Source organism: Bradyrhizobium barranii subsp. apii (assembly GCF_011516635.5).
GTDB lineage: Bacteria > Pseudomonadota > Alphaproteobacteria > Rhizobiales > Xanthobacteraceae > Bradyrhizobium > Bradyrhizobium barranii.
Window position 1 is genome coordinate 3,212,371 of record NZ_CP096255.1, and the last position, 16,535, is coordinate 3,228,905.

A 16,535-nucleotide genomic window follows, 5' to 3' on the forward strand; every position below is an offset into this window, starting at 1 on the left:
TCAGGATTTTCCCTTCAAAAATCCAATGCGGCCGTAGAGCGCATCGCTGGCCAGCACGAAGACGAAGATGATGCCTTGAAGCACCAGAACGGATGCGTCGGGCAATCCGAGACGGCGCTGCAGCAGGCCGCCGCTGGCGCTGATGCCGCCGAGCAGGATCGCGACGGGAATGATCGCGAGCGGATTCTGCCGGGCGAGGAAGGCGACGAGAATGCCGGTGAAGCCGTAGCCCGCCGCAAGGTTGGCGTTGGTGCGCCCCTGCACGGCGGCAACCTCGACCATGCCGGCAAGGCCCGCGGCGCCGCCGGCGAGGAAGCAGACGGTCAGGATCAGCTTGCTGACGCCGAGACCGACGATCTTTGCGGCGCGGATGTTGCCGCCGGCGACCCGCGCGGCGAAGCCGAACACGGTGTGATAGATCAGGATGTAGGCGGCGATCGTGGCGATCAGGCCGAAGACGAGGCCCCAATGCACGTCGGTGCCGGGAATGCTGCCGATCATGTTGGCGGCGCCGATCTCGCGCGTGGACGGCTTGTTGAGGCTGGCGGGATCGCGCATCAGCCCCTCAACAAGATGGTTGAGGATCGCAAGCGCGATGTAGACGAGCAGCAGGCTCGAGATGGTCTCGTTGACGCCGCGATACTGCCGCAAGCCGCCCGACAGCATGATCCACAGACCGCCGCCGATCACGCCGCCGATGACCATGGCAATTTGCACGACGAGCGGCGGCATGCCCTGAAGCGCCAGCGCGGCGCTGGTCGCCGACAGCGCGCCGATCAGGAGCGCGCCTTCGCCGCCGATGATGACCATGCCGAGCTGTGCCGGCAGTGCGGTGCAGAGCGCTGTGAGGATCAGCGGCGCGGCACGCGTCAGCGTGTTTTGCCAGGAGAACCAGGTGCCGAAAGCGCCGTAGTACATGTAGAAATAGAGGTCGAGCGGGTTCTTGCCGAACATCGCGACGAAGATGCCGAAGACCACGAGCGCGCCGGCCAGCGCCGCGCCTGGGATCAGGACGTATTCGATTGTCGCGCCGTGGCGCTGAAGGAAGCCGGGACCGGCGGCCGGGGCAATTGTCCCGGCCGCTTCAGTGGAATCCGCGGCTTCCGTTGTCACGAAGTCGCTCCGATCACGCCTTCGACCAAGTAGTCCATCTTCTCCAGCTCGGGATCCTTCTGGCCGCGATCGGTGCCGGCCGCGATCACCGTCTTGCCCTTGTCGACCAGCCCGCCCTTGAAGATGGCATAGCCCTCCGCCGACAGGAATTTGGCCTTGACCTCGTCGGCATGCTTGCGCGCTTCGGCGGAGACTGCCTCACCGTAGGGCGAGGTCTTGACGATCTCTTCCTTGAGTCCGCCGCGATAGAAGTTCGGGATGTTTTCGCCGGCGGCGATCATCTTGACGAACTTCGGATAGAGCGCTTCCCAATTCCACTCGGCGCCGGTGAGATACGCCTTCGGCGCCAGCGGCGACTGGTTGGTGTGATAGCCGCAGACGAAGGCGCCGCGGCGTGCCGCGTTCTCGACCATGGTCTTCGGACCGTCGACGTGGCAGGTGAGCACGTCGACACCCTGATCGATCAGGCTGTTGGTGGCTTCGGCCTCCTTGACCGGCATCGACCAATCGCCGGTGAAAATAACCTGGGTGGTGGCCTTGGGATTGGCGAGCCTGGCGCCGAGCGCGAAGGCGTTGATGTTGCGCAGCACTTGCGGGATCGGCTTGGCGGCAACGATGCCGAGCTTGCCGCTCTTGGAGGTGTAGCCGGCGACGATGCCCGAAATGTACTGGGCCTCGTCGATATAGCCAAAATAGCTGCCGGCGTTCTTTGGATCCTTGTCGCTCCACAGGCCGCCGCAGTGCTCGAAGCGCAGCTTCGGGAACTTGGTGGCCATCTTGATCATGTGCGGGTTGTAGTAGCCGAACGAGGTCGGGGAGAGCAGGGTGGCGCCGTCGAGGTTGATCATGGACTCGATCGTCTTCTCGACCGCGTCGGTCTCCGGCACCTTCTCTTCCTCGACGACCTTCAGCCCCGGAATTTTCTTCAGTGCCGCCGCGCCCTGCGCATGCGCCTGGTTGTAGCCGTAGTCGTCGCGCGAGCCGACATAGATGAAGCCGATGGTGGTATCGGCCGCGAAGGCGGGACGGACGCCCGCTGCCGCACCGAGGGTCAGGGCCGCGCCGCCCTGCAACAAATGACGTCGTGAAATCTTGCCGAAATCCATTGCTCGCTCCCCTTGGCGGATGTCCCGCCTTAATCTCGCGGCCGCGCCGGTCTGGCGGAGCCTGGGGATAAGATGTCGCAAGCTTCGTGCCAGAGGCCACGGAGTGGTCAATTGATCTGAAGTTATTGAAAAGTATCGTATTTATAAATTCTCAGAATCCTGCCGAGTACGCCGGCAGATTAATTGTTGAGCAAAATATATCAATTGTATGCAATTGAGTTAAGCAGCCAGGCCAGGTCGCGTGTGTGCATGGCGGGAGCTACGAACTGCCGGCAACCCGCATTCATGCTACCCACGCGCGGATCGGGACCGCGGTCGTGATTTTTTGCTGGCACCGAACTTGTATCGATCGCCGCCAGGACCGCCGCCGCGGTCCCAAGAGACGGGAAGCTCGTCGAGATGGTTGCTGGTAACGCCGTTCAGAATGCATCGCTCGGCGAGGAGATCGTGCGACGGATCGACGAGCTCGCCGCGATCTCGGAAGACGGCGACAAGCTCACCCGCATCTACCTCACCAACGAACTGCGCAAGGCCGCTGACCTCATCCTGGGCTGGATGCGCGAAGCCGGCATGAGCGCGCATCTCGATGCGATCGGGAATGTCTGCGGACGCTACGAAGGCGAGCAGTTGGGGGCGCCCTGCCTGATGCTCGGCTCGCACTACGACACGGTGCGCGATGCCGGCAAATGGGACGGGCCGCTGGGGGTGATCACGGCGGTCGCCTGCGTCGCCGATCTCAATCGCCGCGGCAAGCGCCTGCCGTTCGCGATCGAGGTGATCGGCTTTGCCGATGAAGAGGGGGTACGTTTCGCTTCGACGCTGCTCGGAAGCCGGGCGGTGGCTGGCACCTTCGACGAGAGCGTCCTGAACACGCGCGACCGCGACGGCGTGTCGATGCGCGATGCGCTCGTCGCGTTCGGCCTCGATCCCGATCTAATCGGCGCGGCTGCGCGGGCCCGGCGCGAACTGCTCGCCTATCTCGAATTGCACATCGAGCAGGGCCCGGTGCTGGAAGCCCAGAACCTGCCCGTCGGTGTCGTCACTGCGATTGCGGGCGCGACACGGCTCGCTGCGCGGCTGACCGGCATGGCCGGTCACGCCGGCACCGTGCCGATGGCGCTGCGCCGTGATGCGCTCGCCGGCGCGGCCGAATGCATCGGCGCGATCGAGCAGTTTTGCCGTACCGACGCGGACGGGCTGGTCGGCACCGTCGGCTATATCCAGGCGAGGCCCGGCGCGACCAATGTCATCCCGGGCGAAGTGTCGTTCACCATCGACATGCGGGCACCGACGGACATGCATCGCAAGCGCGCGGTCGCCGACGTCGTCCGGCAGATCGAGGCCGTCGCCAAGCGCCGGCAATTGGCGCTTCAGCTCGACGTCACGCACGAGAACCGCACCGCGCCTTGCGCACCCTGGCTGAAGGATCAGATCGCGCAGGCGATCGCTGCCGAAGGCGCGTCGGTGTTCGAGCTGCCGAGCGGGGCAGGGCACGACGGCATGGCGATGATCGATATCGCCGATGTCGGCATGATCTTCGTCCGCTGCCGCGGCGGCATCAGCCACCACCCGGACGAGCACGTCGAGCTCGCCGATGCCGATGCCGGCGCGCGCGTGCTGCTGCGGGTGATCGAGAATTTCAGGCCGCAGGAGGGCCGTGCCGGCGCGACCTGATAGCCCGAAGCCCGCAAGTCACCGGGTAGAGATACGAATCAGTCATGTTTAAAATGGTGGCCGCCATCACGGGGTCACGAGACATCAGCCGATTGACGCATATGAACAGCGACATCTCTCTTCCATCACATCGTGAGAACCGGTTCTACCAGGGGATGGCTGCGACCTTCGTCGCCAACGCGCTTCAGGCGGTCAATTTTCTCGGTGATCGCTTCCTGAGACAATCGCATCATGCGTTGTCGGACATCGAGGACCTCTACCGGCACTCGATGGACAGTGCCTTTTCGGTGACCGAGGCCTTCCTCGTCACGGGAGCGCCGCACGCCTCCGCCTATTACCCGCGCGACTTCGCCTGGTTTTATCCCGACGTTCTCGATCCCGAAACCATCATGGATGCGCAGGACGCAGTGCGCCGGGCGCGCCTGCTCGAAAAGAGCGTTCGCCTCCTGCTGGAGGCGGTTCGCGCCGACGTGGTCACGACGACCATCGTTCCTGCGGGACGCGGGCGGTATCTCGGCGTGAATTATTTCTCGCGGCCCTCGGACACGCTGCTCGGCATTCTCGCCGGTCTCCAGCAGATGATAGGTGCCGACGAGAGAGCGTCATCCTATCTGGCGATGTCGCAATGCGCACATGCCGGCCGCCTGCTGCTGGCCGAATATGGCGTCGACCTGAAGCGCGCGATCCTTCAGCTCGCGAGTGAGCTTGAGCCGTTTGACGCTGACGGTACCAGGTATTTGCTGTGCGATGCCGGCGGACCTCGCTCTGCGGCAACGGATACGCGGGCCGAGCGCAGGCGCTTCGTCACCAACGCCTGCGTCTACACGACGTTCGTGTGGGGCGTGCAGCTCGGGATCGTCGACGAGAACGAACTGAAGCGGCTGCTCGGTCGCGACCTTGCGCAGTACAAGAGGGATCTGCTCCGTTTGTTCGGCAAGGACGGCTATATCAGGCATTCGCTTGACGGCCCGGCGGGCGCACCGGTGTCCTTGGTGGCCCTGGATTTCGTCAGCGTGCATCGCGGCTTCTGGGACATGAACGATGCCAGCGAGCGGGCGCTGTTTGCGGCTACGACGGATCTGATCATCGCCGAGCCGCGCTTTCGCATCCCCAGCACGTTCCACTTCCTGGTGTCCGCGGATAATCCACGGAACAAGATGATCCACAAGATCGCGGCGCCGGCCTATCAGGGGCGTTCGTCGTGGCCGACATTCAATGTCGAATTCGCGGATCGGATGCTGGATTTTGATGAAGCCTCAGGGAGCGATACCTATCGGGCTTGCGCGCAGGGGATATTGAAGGACATTCGGACCGCGACCGAGGTCCATGGCGGCTATCAGGAGCTGATCTCGGAGCAGGGGCTCAAGTATCGCACCTGGGCCTATAAGGGCGCCGTGGCGCATTCCTGGTTTCCGCGCTTCCTGTCGGTCTGGAGGAGGGCGTATGGAACGCCGCTCCTCCAGTGGAATGATTGATCCGCGGCCTATCCCGCGGTCACGTCCACCAGTTCGCCGCCCTCCAGCACCTTGGCCGCCTTGGCGCGGTCGAGATCGCCTTCCCAGGCGGCCACCACCACCGTCGCCACGCAATTGCCGACGAGGTTGCCGACCGCGCGGGCCATGCCGATGAACCAATCGACCGACAACACCAGCACGAGGCCGATCGCAGGAATGCTCGGCACCGCGTTGAGCGTCGCGGCCAGGATCACGATCGCCGAGCCCGGCACGCCGTGCGCGCCCTTCGACGTGATCAGCGAGACGCCGAGCACCAGCAGGAGGTCGCCGAAGGACAGCGGCGTGTTGGTCGCCTGCGCGATGAAGACGACGGCGAGCGTCAGGTAGATCGAGAAAGCGTCGAGGTTGAAGGAATAGCCGGTTGGGATGACGAGGCCGACCACGGAATCCTTCACGCCCATCCGCTCCAGTTTCTTCATGATCTGCGGCAGCACGGCATCGGAGGATGCGGTCGCGAGCACGATGGTCAGCTCTTCGCGCAGGTAAGCGAGGAATTTGAGGATGTTGATTCCGGCGAGCGCCATCACGCCGCCGAGCACGCCCAGCACGAAGATGCCGACCGAGACGTAGAACAGCATCACCAGCGAGACGAGCTGCTTCAGCGAGCCGACGCCGTATTTGCCGACGGTATAGGCGACCGCGCCGAGCACGCCGAGCGGCGCGACCCGCACGATCAGCCCCATGACCCGAAACAGCACGGTGGAGGCCGCGTCGATGATCGATGTGACCAGCGCGCCCTTCTCGCCGCCGACGAGCGCAAGGCCAACACCGAACAGGACCGCGAAGAACAGCACCTGGAGCACGTCGTTGCGCGACAGCGCATCGAAGGAGGTGCTGGGGATCACGTTCATCAGGAAGGCGCCGATGCCGCCGCCGGACAGCTTGTGCGCGTTGTCGGCATAGGTGTTGAGCGCCTTGGCGTCGAGCGTCGAGGGATCGATGTTCATGCCGTGGCCGGGACCGAAGAGATAGGCGAGCAGCAGACCGACCACGAGGGCGACCGTCGTCATCACCTCGAAATAGACCAGCGCCTTGCCGCCGACCCGGCCGACCTTCTTGAGGTCGCCGGCGCCGGCAATGCCGTGCACGACGACGCAGAACACGATCGGGGCCACGATCATCGAGATCAGCTTCAGGAAGGCGTCGCTGAGGATCTTGAGCCCGATGGCGAAGTCCGGAACGGCCATCCCCAGGATGACGCCAAGCACCAGCGCGGCGAGGACCTGGACGAACAGCGAGGTGTAGAGCGGCTTCGGCTCGGCGGTAGGTGCCGCGGTGATGGTCGACATGGTGGACTCCCCCGGTTTGACGCGTCTTGGACGTCAAAAAGGAGCAACAACCGTGCCAGATTGTCGCGGCCTGGTCTTGAGGTCATCCAGGGCGCCGCATAATCGGGGATTCTTGTGCGCGCTCTTCCGTTTGCAAGTCGGCATCGCAACAGCTATGCCCCGGCTTTCGCAAGAGCTCGATATGACAATCTCGAATGAGAACGATCTGATCTGCCTGAAAGAGGTCGGGCGTATCGTCGCCAATGCCCTTGAGGCGATGGGGAAGGCCCTCGAGCCCGGCATGACCACCGCGGAATTCGACCGGATCGGACGAGAGCTCCTTGAGGCCGCCGGAGCGCGTTCGGCGCCGGAACTGGCCTATGCCTTTCCTGGCGCAACCTGCATCAGCGTGAACGAAGAGATCGCTCATGGCGTCCCGGGTGCCCGGCGGATCGAGCGTGGCGACCTCGTCAACATCGACGTCTCGGCCGAGAAGAGCGGCTTCTTTGCCGATACGGGAGCCTCGTTCGCCGTTCCGCCCGTGACCCGTTCGATCGAACGTCTTTGCAGGGATGGTCGGCGGGCGATGTGGACGGGCCTGCGGCAGGTCGGTGCTGGCAAACCGATTGCCGGCATCGGCCAGGCCATCGGGACGTTTGCGCGGAAAAACGGCTACATGCTCGTCAAGAACCTAGCCAGTCACGGTGTCGGCTTGTCGCTCCACGAGGAGCCGACGGAGATCGCGACATGGCCCGATCGCTCCGAGCGCCGCATCATGAGCGATGGCCTGGTGTTCACCGTCGAGCCGTTCCTGTCGCTTGGCGCGGAGTGGGCCGAGAACGGTGATGACGATCCATGGACGCTCTACAGCAACCCCGAGGCGCCAACCGTTCAGTACGAGCACACGGTTATCGCAACCCGAAATGGACCTTTGATCGTTACGTTGGCGGGTTGAGGTCATCCCCGCGACACGCCGTCAGCGGGAACGCAAAAGACAATTTTCAGGCGATCATGCAGAGCTGTTGCGCGCGGACAGTCTCGTCACGCCACGAGATCCAGTAGCCGGCACGATCCGCGCACCAGCACCGTGCGTCCCGTCGGCGTCATCGAAGGTACGCCGTCATTGACAACAACGAGACCGAGCTTGACGAGACCTTCGACGAGATAGGCCTTCGAGAGGCGACCATTCGACACGGGGTTGCGAAGCGCTTTCAGCGCTTCCCATTGGTCCGGCGAAAGATCGAAGTCGATGTCGTTGCTCATGTTGCCTCAAGCGATAGTCCAAGTTCGCGAGCCCCTGTTAGCGGCGCCGCATGAACACCGTGCGACGACAATGAGTCGGGAATTCGGTAAGCTGTTTAGAACCTCTCTTCACGAATTGCCGCACTTCATTGCGCCACAACAGTTAAGATCGTTCGCGCACGAAAATCGTCCCGGTCTCCGATCACTAATTGATGATGTGCGCTTGATCGTGCTGCGAGAGTTACCGCAGTGCACGGGAAGCATCACTGTCCCATTGCGCGTCGCGATATGCACAGAAATCGTGAAGCGAGGGCGATTGGACTCTGACTGGACTCTGCTACGTTGATTCGCAGGGGATTGGCTTCACACGACAGGAGTGTGAGTGCATGAACAGGCTGATGGCAATTCGCAGTCAGGAGTTCCTCTGCCGAGAGCGGGCGGCGCTGGATTCGGAGCGACGGGCGTTCTGGCTCGCGCAGGCCCAGGAATGGGAGCAGCGCGCGCTCGACGAAATTGCGCATCACTTTCGGGAGTGCAACCTCGTCCAGGCCGAGCTGACTGCCGCCTGACGCCAGCAGCGGACGTGATTGCCGTCTACTGATAAGTCGCCACGATGTCGGACACGGCGCGTTCGAGCTGCTGTGCGGTGGCGCATTGGCGCACGACAGTGCAGAAGGTCGCGTAGCGCGGCATCTCGGAATCACCGAAGCCCCAGGCGAGCCGTCCTTCGGGATTGAGCCAGACCACGCGCTTCGAGCGTTCGGAGATGCGGCGCAGGATGTCGGCGCGCGGGTCGAGATTGTTGCTGCGGGCGTCACCGAGCACGATCACCGTGGTCTGCGGCGTCAGCGTGCTCATAAACTCCTTCTCGAAATCGACGAGAGAGGAGCCGTAGTCGGATGAGCCGAAGCCGACCTTGGACATGATCTCGGCCATCGCCTCTTCGGGCGACTTCTTCTCCAGGATCTCGCTGACCTCGATCAGATGCGAGGAGAAGGCGAAGGAGTGGACGTCGTCGACCACCTCGTGCAGCGAGTGGATCAGGAGCAGGAAGAAATCGGAGACCTGCGCGACCGAGCCTGAGACGTCGCAGATTGCGACGATCTTGGGCCGGTCGCGGTGCTTGCGCTTCCACGCGGTGAGGAAGGGCACGCCGCCCCAGGCCGCGTTGCGGCGCAGTGTGCGGCGGACGTCGAGATGGCCGCGGCGCTGGCGCTTGCGCGGCTTCGAGTAGCGCTCGCGCAGGCGCCGCGCGATCTGGCGGATGAGCGCGCGCATCTCCGCGACTTGGCGCCGCTCGATGCGGGCGAGAGGCGCGTTGCGCAGGATCTCGTTGCGGAGGTTTTCGGCCTCTTCGCGGGCATAAAGCGCAAGGCCTTGCGAGACCGTGTCGCGGACTGCTCCGCGCAACGCGTCCAGCGCGCCGCGCAGACGCTCGGCCAGCGACGGATTGGTCGCGGTGAGCGCGTCGAGATCGTCGCGCAGGCGCTGAAGGCCCATGGCGTCGAGGATGCGGCTGGAAAAGATGCCGCGCTGAGTCGAATAGCGGATGTCGGACAGCGAAGCCGCGCCGGAAGCGCTGGCGATCGCGGCTGCGATCGCGTTGCGATCCTGCGACAGCAGCATCTGCGCAAGCGGGCCTAATCCTTCGGAAGGCCGGCCTTCGCCTGCTTCACTGGCCGAGCCGGGTGAGGGGGGCTGATCCGCGTCCTGCGATGCGTCGTCGTTGTCGTCGGCCTCGGGTTGATCCTGCCGCGGCTCTGGTTGGCTGAAGAAGAGATCAAAGCAGTCGCCGAGGGCGAGCTTCTCGTCCTGCGACTTGGCGAGCGTCAGGAGCAGCGCATCGCGCAGGATGGCCCGGTCGGAAAAGCCGACCTCCTTGACCGCGCGCATCGCATCGATGCTTTCGGCGGGCGAGACATGCACGCCGGCACCGCGCGCCGCTCGAAAGAAACGATGAAGGTTCTCGCGCATCGGCGTCAACCGAAGACGTTGGACCGTGCCGCCTTGGCAATGAAGGTCGTAACTTGCGGCGTTGCTGCCTCGATGTCGGCCTCGTACTTCAGGAGCACATTGAGCGTGTCCTTGACGATGTCCGTATCGAGCTCCGTGGCTTGAAGTAGAACCAGGACGCGCGCCCAGTCGATGGTCTCACTGACCGAGGGCAGCTTCTTCAGGTCGAGCGAGCGGATCTCGTGGATGAAACCGACCATCTGCCGGCGCAGCGCCTGCGAGATGCCGGAGACGCGGCTCTCGACGATGCGTTCTTCGAGCCGCTGCTCGGGGAAGCCGATATGCAGATGCAGGCAGCGCCGCTTCAGGGCGTCGCCGAGGTCACGCTCGCTGTTCGAGGTGAGGATCACCGTCGGCGGCGTGATCGCCGCGACCGTGCCGAGCTCCGGGATCGTGACCTGGAAATCGGAGAGGATTTCCAGCAGCAGCGATTCGAATTCAGCGTCGGACTTGTCGATCTCGTCGATCAGCAGCACGCAGCCGCCCGGCTGCTCCAGCGCCTGGAGCAGTGGCCGCGGCTCGACGAACTCCTTGGAGAAGAACACGTCGCCAAAATCGTGGAGCTGCTCGAGCGCGGCATGCAGCGTCTGCGCGCCGCCGAGGACTTCGCCGAGCTTGTCCTTGAGGATCTGGGTGTAGAGAAGCTGTTTTGCGTATTTCCACTCGTAGAGCGCCTTGGCCTCGTCGAGGCCCTCGTAACACTGCAGGCGGATCATCTTCATGCCGCGCCAGGCGGCAATGGCCTTGGCAAGCTCGGTCTTGCCGACGCCCGCGGGGCCTTCGACCAGGATCGGTTTCTCGATCTGCTGCGACAAATAGACGGCGGTCGCGATCTGCCGGCTCGCGATATAGCCCTGCGCGGCGAGGCCGCTCTCCACTGCCTCGATCGAGGTCGAGGCCTTCTGTTCAGCCACGAAAGGGCGCTCCCAAAGGTCTTGCTTGAGGCTTGTTCTGCCTGCGTTCCCGGCAAAGAACAAGCCTCGTTTGGGACGGCCTGACCCGCGCTGAAGGTCGCTTTTTCCGTTCAGCGCAAATACTTAAGCGATGGCTGATCTTTCGGTCAGTGCCGCAGCTCCGGCTTGCGGATGGTCTGCCGGACTTCCGCGCCGCAGTCCGCGCATTCATAGACGAAGTCGATCCTGGCAAGGCCCCAATGCGGTTCGACCTCGCGGACGTACATCGGCAGGAACCCCATGCAGGCGGGACAAATTACAGGCGCGATCTCGATGTCCTGATGATGCTGTACATAAGCTGGCATCTCGGCTCTCCTTCGCAGGCGACCACCAAACCCCGCGAAAAGGCTACTGCCGGAACGCGCCGGTGCCGTCATCAACTCTTTCGAACAGAGGCGGAACGGCAGGCGTTTGTCGTTCGCTGTGACATTCTTGTTACGTCTCTGTACTGTAACGGGCCGACCGAATTCCTATTTCACAGGCCGATCCGTTTTCCGCGGACCTTCACTGCAACAATAAGGGAGCAACGCCCATGACGCATGCCATTCGCTTTCACAAGACCGGCGGTCCTGAAGTCCTGGTCTGGGAGGAGGTCAGTGTCGGCAAGCCCGGGCCTGGCGAGGCGCGCATCCGCCACACTGCCGTCGGTCTCAATTTCGTCGACATCTACAATCGCTCCGGCGTGTATCCGGCACAATTGCCGAGCGGTCTTGGCAGCGAGGCGGCCGGAATCGTCGAGGAAGTCGGCTCGGGTGTCACCGATCTGCAGCCGGGCGATCGCGTTGCCTATGGTGCCTCGCCGCTCGGTGCCTATTCCGAGGCGCGGCTGATCCCGGCCGACCGGTTGTTGAAGCTGCCTGATGGTGTCGATGACAAGACCGCGGCGGCCATGATGCTGAAGGGGCTCACCACCCAATACCTGATCCGGCAGACCTATCGCGTGAAGGCCGGCGACACCATCCTGCTCCATGCCGCGGCCGGCGGCGTCGGTCTGATCCTGAGCCAGTGGGCAAAACATCTCGGCGCGACAGTGATCGGCACCGTCAGCAGCGACGAGAAGGCAAAGCTCGCCAAGGCACATGGCTGCGATCATGTGATCATCTATTCGCGCGAGGATTTCGTGAAGCGCGTGGACGAGATCACGGGCGGCAAGAAGGTGCCGGTGGTCTATGATTCCGTCGGCAAGGATACGTTCCTGAAGTCGCTGGATTGTCTTGCGCCGCTCGGTGTTGCCGCGCTGTTCGGTGCGTCCTCCGGCGCTGTCGAGCCGCTCAACCTTGGTCTGCTCGCGCAGAAGGGCTCGCTCTACGTCACCCGTCCGACGCTGTTCACCTACGCTGCCAAGCGCGAGGCCCTGGTCGCGATGGCGAACGAGCTGTTCGACGTCGTGAAGTCCGGCGCGGTCAAGATCGAGGTGCACCAGACCTATCCGTTGAAGGACGCCGCCAAGGCGCATGCCGATCTCGCCGCGCGCAAGACCACGGGCTCGACCGTCCTCACGGTGTGATCGCCAGCCGGGCAGTGACGCAGGCCGTTTGGGCCTGCGTCACGTCTTCTCGTGCTTGCGCAGGTCGTGGGCGTGATCGAGACGGATCGCCTGGAGGTCGACTTCTTCAGGCGGAACCTGGGGGAGGGCGGCCTCGGTCAGGATGGCCTCGGTCACGTCCTCGACCGCATTCTCCGCGATTTCGTGGATGAACGAGATGTTTCGATATTCACCCGAAGCGACGCGGGAGATGACCTCGCGCCTTGTGATTTCGGGATCGACGACGCGCCTCGCGTCCGCGCCGCCCATAGTCGATCATCACGACGAAATACTGCATGAAACGATCCTGCCGCGCCCCGTAGCCGGGAGCGCGACAGAGTGTTTCCGAAAAACAGAATTAAGTCAAGGATGATTTCCAAAAATCGGAAATCGACCTTTATTTGCTCTTCTTGCGAGGGCGTGCCGACTTGGCGCGCAGCCGCTCGAGTTGACCCTTGGGCATGGACAGGCAGATCTCGCCGACCCACTCGAGCTTGACGCCGACGATCGGCTTGGCGTTGAAGCTGTTGAGATTGACGACGGAGGGAGTTTTCCCGCGTTCGATGGTCTTCAAATAGCGTTCACCGGTCTTGAGCCGGACCACGGCCTCTTCACCGTAGAAGCTCGACAGCGGATGGCGCTGGTCCTTGTAGACGACGATCACGTCGCCGCTCTCGTATTTGGGCAGCATCGAATCGCCAACAATCTCGAAGGCGACGGTCTCTTCCATGATCGGGAACGGCAGCGCGATATCGCCGAGGCCTTCCGGGGGAACCTGTTCATAATCGGGCTCGATCACCGCGCCGGCCCCGACGCGGCCCATGATCGGCGCGAGATTGAGCTCGAGATATTCCATGATCGGAATGATTTCGGACGCCTTCACCAGGCGCTCGCCGCCCAGGATCTCCGACACCGCGCCGGGCCGCACGCCCATGGCCGCCGCCAGGCCGCCCTTGCTTTTGCCCGTCTTCTCCAGGCCCCGCTCGATCATTGCAACGTCCAACATGGTGATTCCCTCGATTGCCCATCGTCCCGCCTCTTGTAATCCGAAATTCGGAATTGATGCAATTATGAATATCAGAATTGTCGCCTTGACAGTTGCTTCGGAATAACGGAATGTAGGCGCCGCCTCGCGATCGAACGATCGGAGGAGGCGCATCACAGGACAGCAGCATGGAACCGGGTCATTGGCCGTCGGAGCACTCCGACGCGCTTCGCGACTATTTTCTCAAGGGAATGTCTTATGCGGAGATCGGAAGACAGATAAACGGAAGGTTTGGAACGGCTTACGCACGCAACGCGGTGGCCGGCCGCGCCAAGCGGCTTGGACTCGCGGCACCGGCGCGGATGACGAGTCCATCGATCGTGCCGTCCTTGCCGTCAGGAGCCTGTCTCATCGGGCCGCCCCGTGCGGCGGTGCCGAACCTGAACTTGCCACCGAAATCCGCAATGAAGCCCGCGCGTGTCAAGTTGCGCTGTGTCGGCGTCCAGCCCCGCTTGGTCGCGCTAGGCGAACTCGGGCGCGACGACTGCCGCTATCCCTATGGTGGCGACAAGGACGGGGAGGGGATCGCCTTCTGCGGCCATCCGCGCCAGCCGGGCTTCAGCTATTGCACGCCGCATGCTCGCCTGACGCGAAGGTCTGACGCCGCGTCCGCTCGCGCCGCCGGTCCCGTCGTCTTGAGGCTGATCTCAGCCGCCTGACGGGACCACTATCCATCCAATTTTGCGAGGAGTATCCGAGTGGCAGGTGCACGACGCAACAAGTCCTACAGATTGACTGGAATCTACGATCGGCGCTCGCGCGAGGTGCCGTTCAATGCAGAGGTGGCGGAGGTCGAGGTCGACAATCCGCTGGCGCTCGATGCCGGCGAGAAGATCGTCGCCGTCCGCTCGATCCGCGGCGATCCGCTCGGCCGGTTGCACGCGCATCATCAGATCGACGAGGCGCAGTATCGCGGCGGGCACGCCTTCCAGAACGACTGGGAGAGGGCGGAGCGCGGGCCCCAGGCGGTGGACCCGACGCGCGAATATGTCGATGGCACGCGCTCGCGCGAGCCCGTCACCGAGGACCAGCGCCAGGCTGTGCTGCGCCTCAACCGGGTCGAGCGCGAACTCGGTACCGACGGCGCCGCGCTGGTGCACGACGTCCTGGTGCTGGGGCTGACCATGGATCAGATCGGGGAGCGGCGCGCTGTTCGTACCCAGCGCTGGAACGACTATTTCGCGCGGCGCTTTCGCGAATGCCTGGACCGACTGGCGCTGATCTACGGCTTTGCGACGGAAGGCCGGGCTCGGCGCGCCAAGCAGCGTTGAGAGTAGTGGTGCGCCTGCGGGTCTCGCCGCAGGCGCGCCCGGGCCGCTTGTTACGGATGCGGCACGATCTGGTAAGGCGTCGTGTAGGGCTCGACACGGAGAGACGCGTTGGCCAAGAGCCCGATCTTCGCGGTCGGCGCCTGTTGCAATTCACCGTTCGGGCCGCGATGCACGTTGTACTGCCAGACCGTGAGATCGCCCTTCTGCGCCAGCGCGTGCGCAACCGCGCTCGCATCATTGCCGCCGAGCGCCTGGAGCTCCTCCGCCGACAATCCGACGACGATTTCGTCCTTGATGGTGACGATCTTGAACAGATTCATCCTGGTCTCCTGCGCCCATGCGCCTGGTATCGAGAAAGTGAGAAGCGCGACGGCGCCGCCCTTGATGAGATCGCAGCGGGAAAGCATGCTGTCGTCCTTTGGTGCTGAGGCGCGCCCGAATCGAGAAGTCCGTCAGCCATGGCGCCCGTGGTCCGCGTGGCCGCATCGCAACCGCTTGGTCGTTCAACCTTGAGCGACGGTTCATTGGCGGAGATATCTTCGAACCGATGAACCCTGGTGCGGGGAACCGCGTCCAAGCCGAGCAGCTCAAGGGGGGCTTCACTGGCAAACGGATCAAGACGCTGCAGGCCGGCTGCGCGGCTCGACGTTCATTTCGCCGACGATACAACCGCCGAGGTCGGACTCAACAATTACGTGTATACGCCGAGGAAACTTTAATCTGGCCTCGTTCACACCGGAAACACGGCGAAACGCCGCACCGATTGACAGCGACCGAGGCCGTGTGCGTGAGTGATGCCGCTTCTTGACGCAGGTGGGTGACGACGGTCCATATTCCTGTTATCCGGAATTGCCGTGCTGCGATGCGGACGAAGCATCGCTACGGCGACGGTTGGGCTTGCCGGAAGGGTTGTTTCTTGACATAATTGCAACCTGTTCGGTTGAGCCAGTATATGGTTCAGCGTGTTAACCCACCGGGGGCCCCGGCCGAGATCTCAGGGTCACCATGGCGTCCGGTCATGGTGTTCGGTTCTCGAGCGAGACCTCGGCGTCTGATCACGAGGGCCGATGCTTGTCATAGGTGCGAGATGAAAAACCTCAATTTCGCGGCTGAACTGCACCTTAAGCTCGGCGCGCCTGCAAGCAGCACCGTTGAAAGTCTGCGCCTGCTTCGCGCGTTCCTGAAGCTCGGGCCTCGACAGCGTTTCGAGGTCATCAAGCTGGTCGAAGACCTCGGCACCGAAGAAACCCTTCCCGAGCACCCCCTGTCCTGACCCCCGGCCGCGCGCCGGCCTTACGCCTCGTCCCTCGTTTTTCTGCCGGAGCGGACCGCCGGGCGACGTTTGTCCCCCAGTCTGCCGCTGGAATGCGGTCCGGCAAGTGTGGTATTCAGTTGGGAAAAACGGGGAGGAGTATGACCATGATCGAACCGAAGCTCGAAGTCCCGGCCGAACTGCGCGACCTGGCCGAAAAGACGATCGACCAGGCGGAACAGGCGTTCGGCATGTTTTTCGAAGCTGCCACCAAGTCGATGACGTCGGTTCCCGGAGCGGGTACCGAAGTGTCCAAGCAGGCGCTCGCGTTCACTGAGCAGAACATGAAGTCGGCGTTCGAGCACGCGCGCAAGCTCGTGCATGCCACCGACCTTCAGGAAGCGATGCGAATCCAGTCCGACTTCCTGCGCAGCCAGTTCACCAGCGCCGGCGACCACATGCGCCAGATGACCGGGAGTTTCATGCAGCCCGGCAAGGGAAAGTCCTGAGTTCCGGTGTGCGCCGCGTGCCCGCAAATTGATCCTGCGTGACGCCGCGC

General features: G+C 63.4%; 18 protein-coding genes and 1 pseudogene. 9 read left to right on the forward strand and 10 right to left on the reverse strand.

Annotation, left to right across the window (positions count from 1 at the left end; translation table 11 throughout):
• Together HAP41_RS15275 and HAP41_RS15280 are read right to left on the reverse strand one after the other, a co-directional pair.
• Positions 1–1,113 carry an ABC transporter permease gene (locus tag HAP41_RS15275; protein ID WP_166100286.1) on the reverse strand — a complete coding sequence of 371 codons (1,113 nt, stop codon included), beginning with the start codon at positions 1,111–1,113 and terminating at the stop codon, positions 1–3.
• Positions 1,110–2,219, reverse strand: a complete 1,110-nt coding sequence (locus tag HAP41_RS15280; RefSeq protein ID WP_166100283.1) for a BMP family ABC transporter substrate-binding protein — start codon at positions 2,217–2,219, stop codon at positions 1,110–1,112. The genes HAP41_RS15275 and HAP41_RS15280 overlap by 4 nt, the downstream gene beginning before the upstream one ends.
• A gap of 399 nt (positions 2,220–2,618) precedes the next feature.
• Between HAP41_RS15280 and HAP41_RS15285 the strand changes: the two genes are divergently transcribed.
• On the forward strand, positions 2,619–3,893 hold the full coding sequence (locus tag HAP41_RS15285) for an allantoate amidohydrolase (RefSeq protein WP_166100278.1): 1,275 nt from the start codon (positions 2,619–2,621) through the stop codon (positions 3,891–3,893).
• Positions 3,894–3,994: 101 nt separating this feature from the next.
• Positions 3,995–5,368 carry a hypothetical protein gene (locus tag HAP41_RS15290; protein WP_166105990.1) on the forward strand — a complete coding sequence of 458 codons (1,374 nt, stop codon included), beginning with the start codon at positions 3,995–3,997 and terminating at the stop codon, positions 5,366–5,368.
• A gap of 8 nt (positions 5,369–5,376) precedes the next feature.
• On the opposite strand, the gene HAP41_RS15295 is transcribed toward HAP41_RS15290, so the two are convergent.
• Positions 5,377–6,696 (reverse strand): dicarboxylate/amino acid:cation symporter, encoded by a 1,320-nt coding sequence (locus tag HAP41_RS15295; RefSeq protein ID WP_166100275.1) that lies wholly within the window; start codon positions 6,694–6,696, stop codon positions 5,377–5,379.
• Between the two features lie 181 nt (positions 6,697–6,877).
• Here HAP41_RS15295 and map point away from each other — a divergent pair, with 181 nt between their 5' ends.
• Positions 6,878–7,630: a type I methionyl aminopeptidase gene (gene map, locus HAP41_RS15300; protein WP_166105987.1), complete on the forward strand. Its 753-nt coding sequence runs from the start codon at positions 6,878–6,880 to the stop codon at positions 7,628–7,630.
• A gap of 86 nt (positions 7,631–7,716) precedes the next feature.
• Here map and HAP41_RS15305 read toward each other — a convergent pair whose 3' ends face one another.
• Positions 7,717–7,938 carry a hypothetical protein gene (locus HAP41_RS15305; RefSeq protein WP_166100272.1) on the reverse strand — a complete coding sequence of 74 codons (222 nt, stop codon included), beginning with the start codon at positions 7,936–7,938 and terminating at the stop codon, positions 7,717–7,719.
• 365 nt (positions 7,939–8,303) lie between these two features.
• On the opposite strand from HAP41_RS15305, the gene HAP41_RS15310 reads away from it, so the two are divergent.
• Positions 8,304–8,486 carry a hypothetical protein gene (locus HAP41_RS15310; RefSeq protein ID WP_028152900.1) on the forward strand — a complete coding sequence of 61 codons (183 nt, stop codon included), beginning with the start codon at positions 8,304–8,306 and terminating at the stop codon, positions 8,484–8,486.
• A gap of 25 nt (positions 8,487–8,511) precedes the next feature.
• Here HAP41_RS15310 and HAP41_RS15315 read toward each other — a convergent pair whose 3' ends face one another.
• From HAP41_RS15315 to HAP41_RS15325, 3 genes are all read right to left on the reverse strand, one after another.
• Positions 8,512–9,891, reverse strand: a complete 1,380-nt coding sequence (locus HAP41_RS15315; protein WP_166100267.1) for a vWA domain-containing protein — start codon at positions 9,889–9,891, stop codon at positions 8,512–8,514.
• A 5-nt stretch (positions 9,892–9,896) separates the two neighbouring features.
• Positions 9,897–10,844, reverse strand: coding sequence for an AAA family ATPase (locus HAP41_RS15320; RefSeq protein ID WP_063982035.1), 948 nt, complete (start codon positions 10,842–10,844; stop codon positions 9,897–9,899).
• A gap of 146 nt (positions 10,845–10,990) precedes the next feature.
• A complete protein-coding gene (locus HAP41_RS15325) occupies positions 10,991–11,188 on the reverse strand; it encodes a hypothetical protein (protein ID WP_028152902.1) in 198 nt (65 codons plus the stop codon).
• A 227-nt stretch (positions 11,189–11,415) separates the two neighbouring features.
• Between HAP41_RS15325 and HAP41_RS15330 the strand changes: the two genes are divergently transcribed.
• Positions 11,416–12,390 carry a quinone oxidoreductase family protein gene (locus HAP41_RS15330; protein WP_166100260.1) on the forward strand — a complete coding sequence of 325 codons (975 nt, stop codon included), beginning with the start codon at positions 11,416–11,418 and terminating at the stop codon, positions 12,388–12,390.
• Between the two features lie 39 nt (positions 12,391–12,429).
• On the opposite strand, the pseudogene HAP41_RS15335 reads toward HAP41_RS15330, so the two are convergent.
• Both HAP41_RS15335 and HAP41_RS15340 read right to left on the reverse strand, forming a co-directional pair.
• A pseudogene (locus HAP41_RS15335) lies at positions 12,430–12,706 on the reverse strand (hypothetical protein).
• Between the two features lie 99 nt (positions 12,707–12,805).
• Positions 12,806–13,414 (reverse strand): S24 family peptidase, encoded by a 609-nt coding sequence (locus HAP41_RS15340; RefSeq protein WP_028152904.1) that lies wholly within the window; start codon positions 13,412–13,414, stop codon positions 12,806–12,808.
• Positions 13,415–13,581: 167 nt separating this feature from the next.
• Between HAP41_RS15340 and HAP41_RS15345 the strand changes: the two genes are divergently transcribed.
• Together HAP41_RS15345 and HAP41_RS15350 are read left to right on the forward strand one after the other, a co-directional pair.
• A complete protein-coding gene (locus HAP41_RS15345; protein ID WP_166100256.1) occupies positions 13,582–14,112 on the forward strand; it encodes a GcrA family cell cycle regulator in 531 nt (176 codons plus the stop codon).
• A gap of 39 nt (positions 14,113–14,151) precedes the next feature.
• A complete protein-coding gene (locus HAP41_RS15350; RefSeq protein WP_166100249.1) occupies positions 14,152–14,724 on the forward strand; it encodes a hypothetical protein in 573 nt (190 codons plus the stop codon).
• Between the two features lie 50 nt (positions 14,725–14,774).
• Here the strand turns inward: HAP41_RS15350 and HAP41_RS15355 are convergent, their stop codons facing one another.
• Positions 14,775–15,131, reverse strand: coding sequence for a hypothetical protein (locus HAP41_RS15355; RefSeq protein WP_166100246.1), 357 nt, complete (start codon positions 15,129–15,131; stop codon positions 14,775–14,777).
• A 680-nt stretch (positions 15,132–15,811) separates the two neighbouring features.
• On the opposite strand from HAP41_RS15355, the gene HAP41_RS15360 reads away from it, so the two are divergent.
• Positions 15,812–15,997 carry a hypothetical protein gene (locus HAP41_RS15360; RefSeq protein WP_063982041.1) on the forward strand — a complete coding sequence of 62 codons (186 nt, stop codon included), beginning with the start codon at positions 15,812–15,814 and terminating at the stop codon, positions 15,995–15,997.
• Between the two features lie 146 nt (positions 15,998–16,143).
• Complete coding sequence (locus tag HAP41_RS15365; protein WP_014493705.1) at positions 16,144–16,485, forward strand: phasin; 342 nt, start codon at positions 16,144–16,146, stop codon at positions 16,483–16,485.
• Positions 16,486–16,535 lie beyond the last annotated feature (50 nt).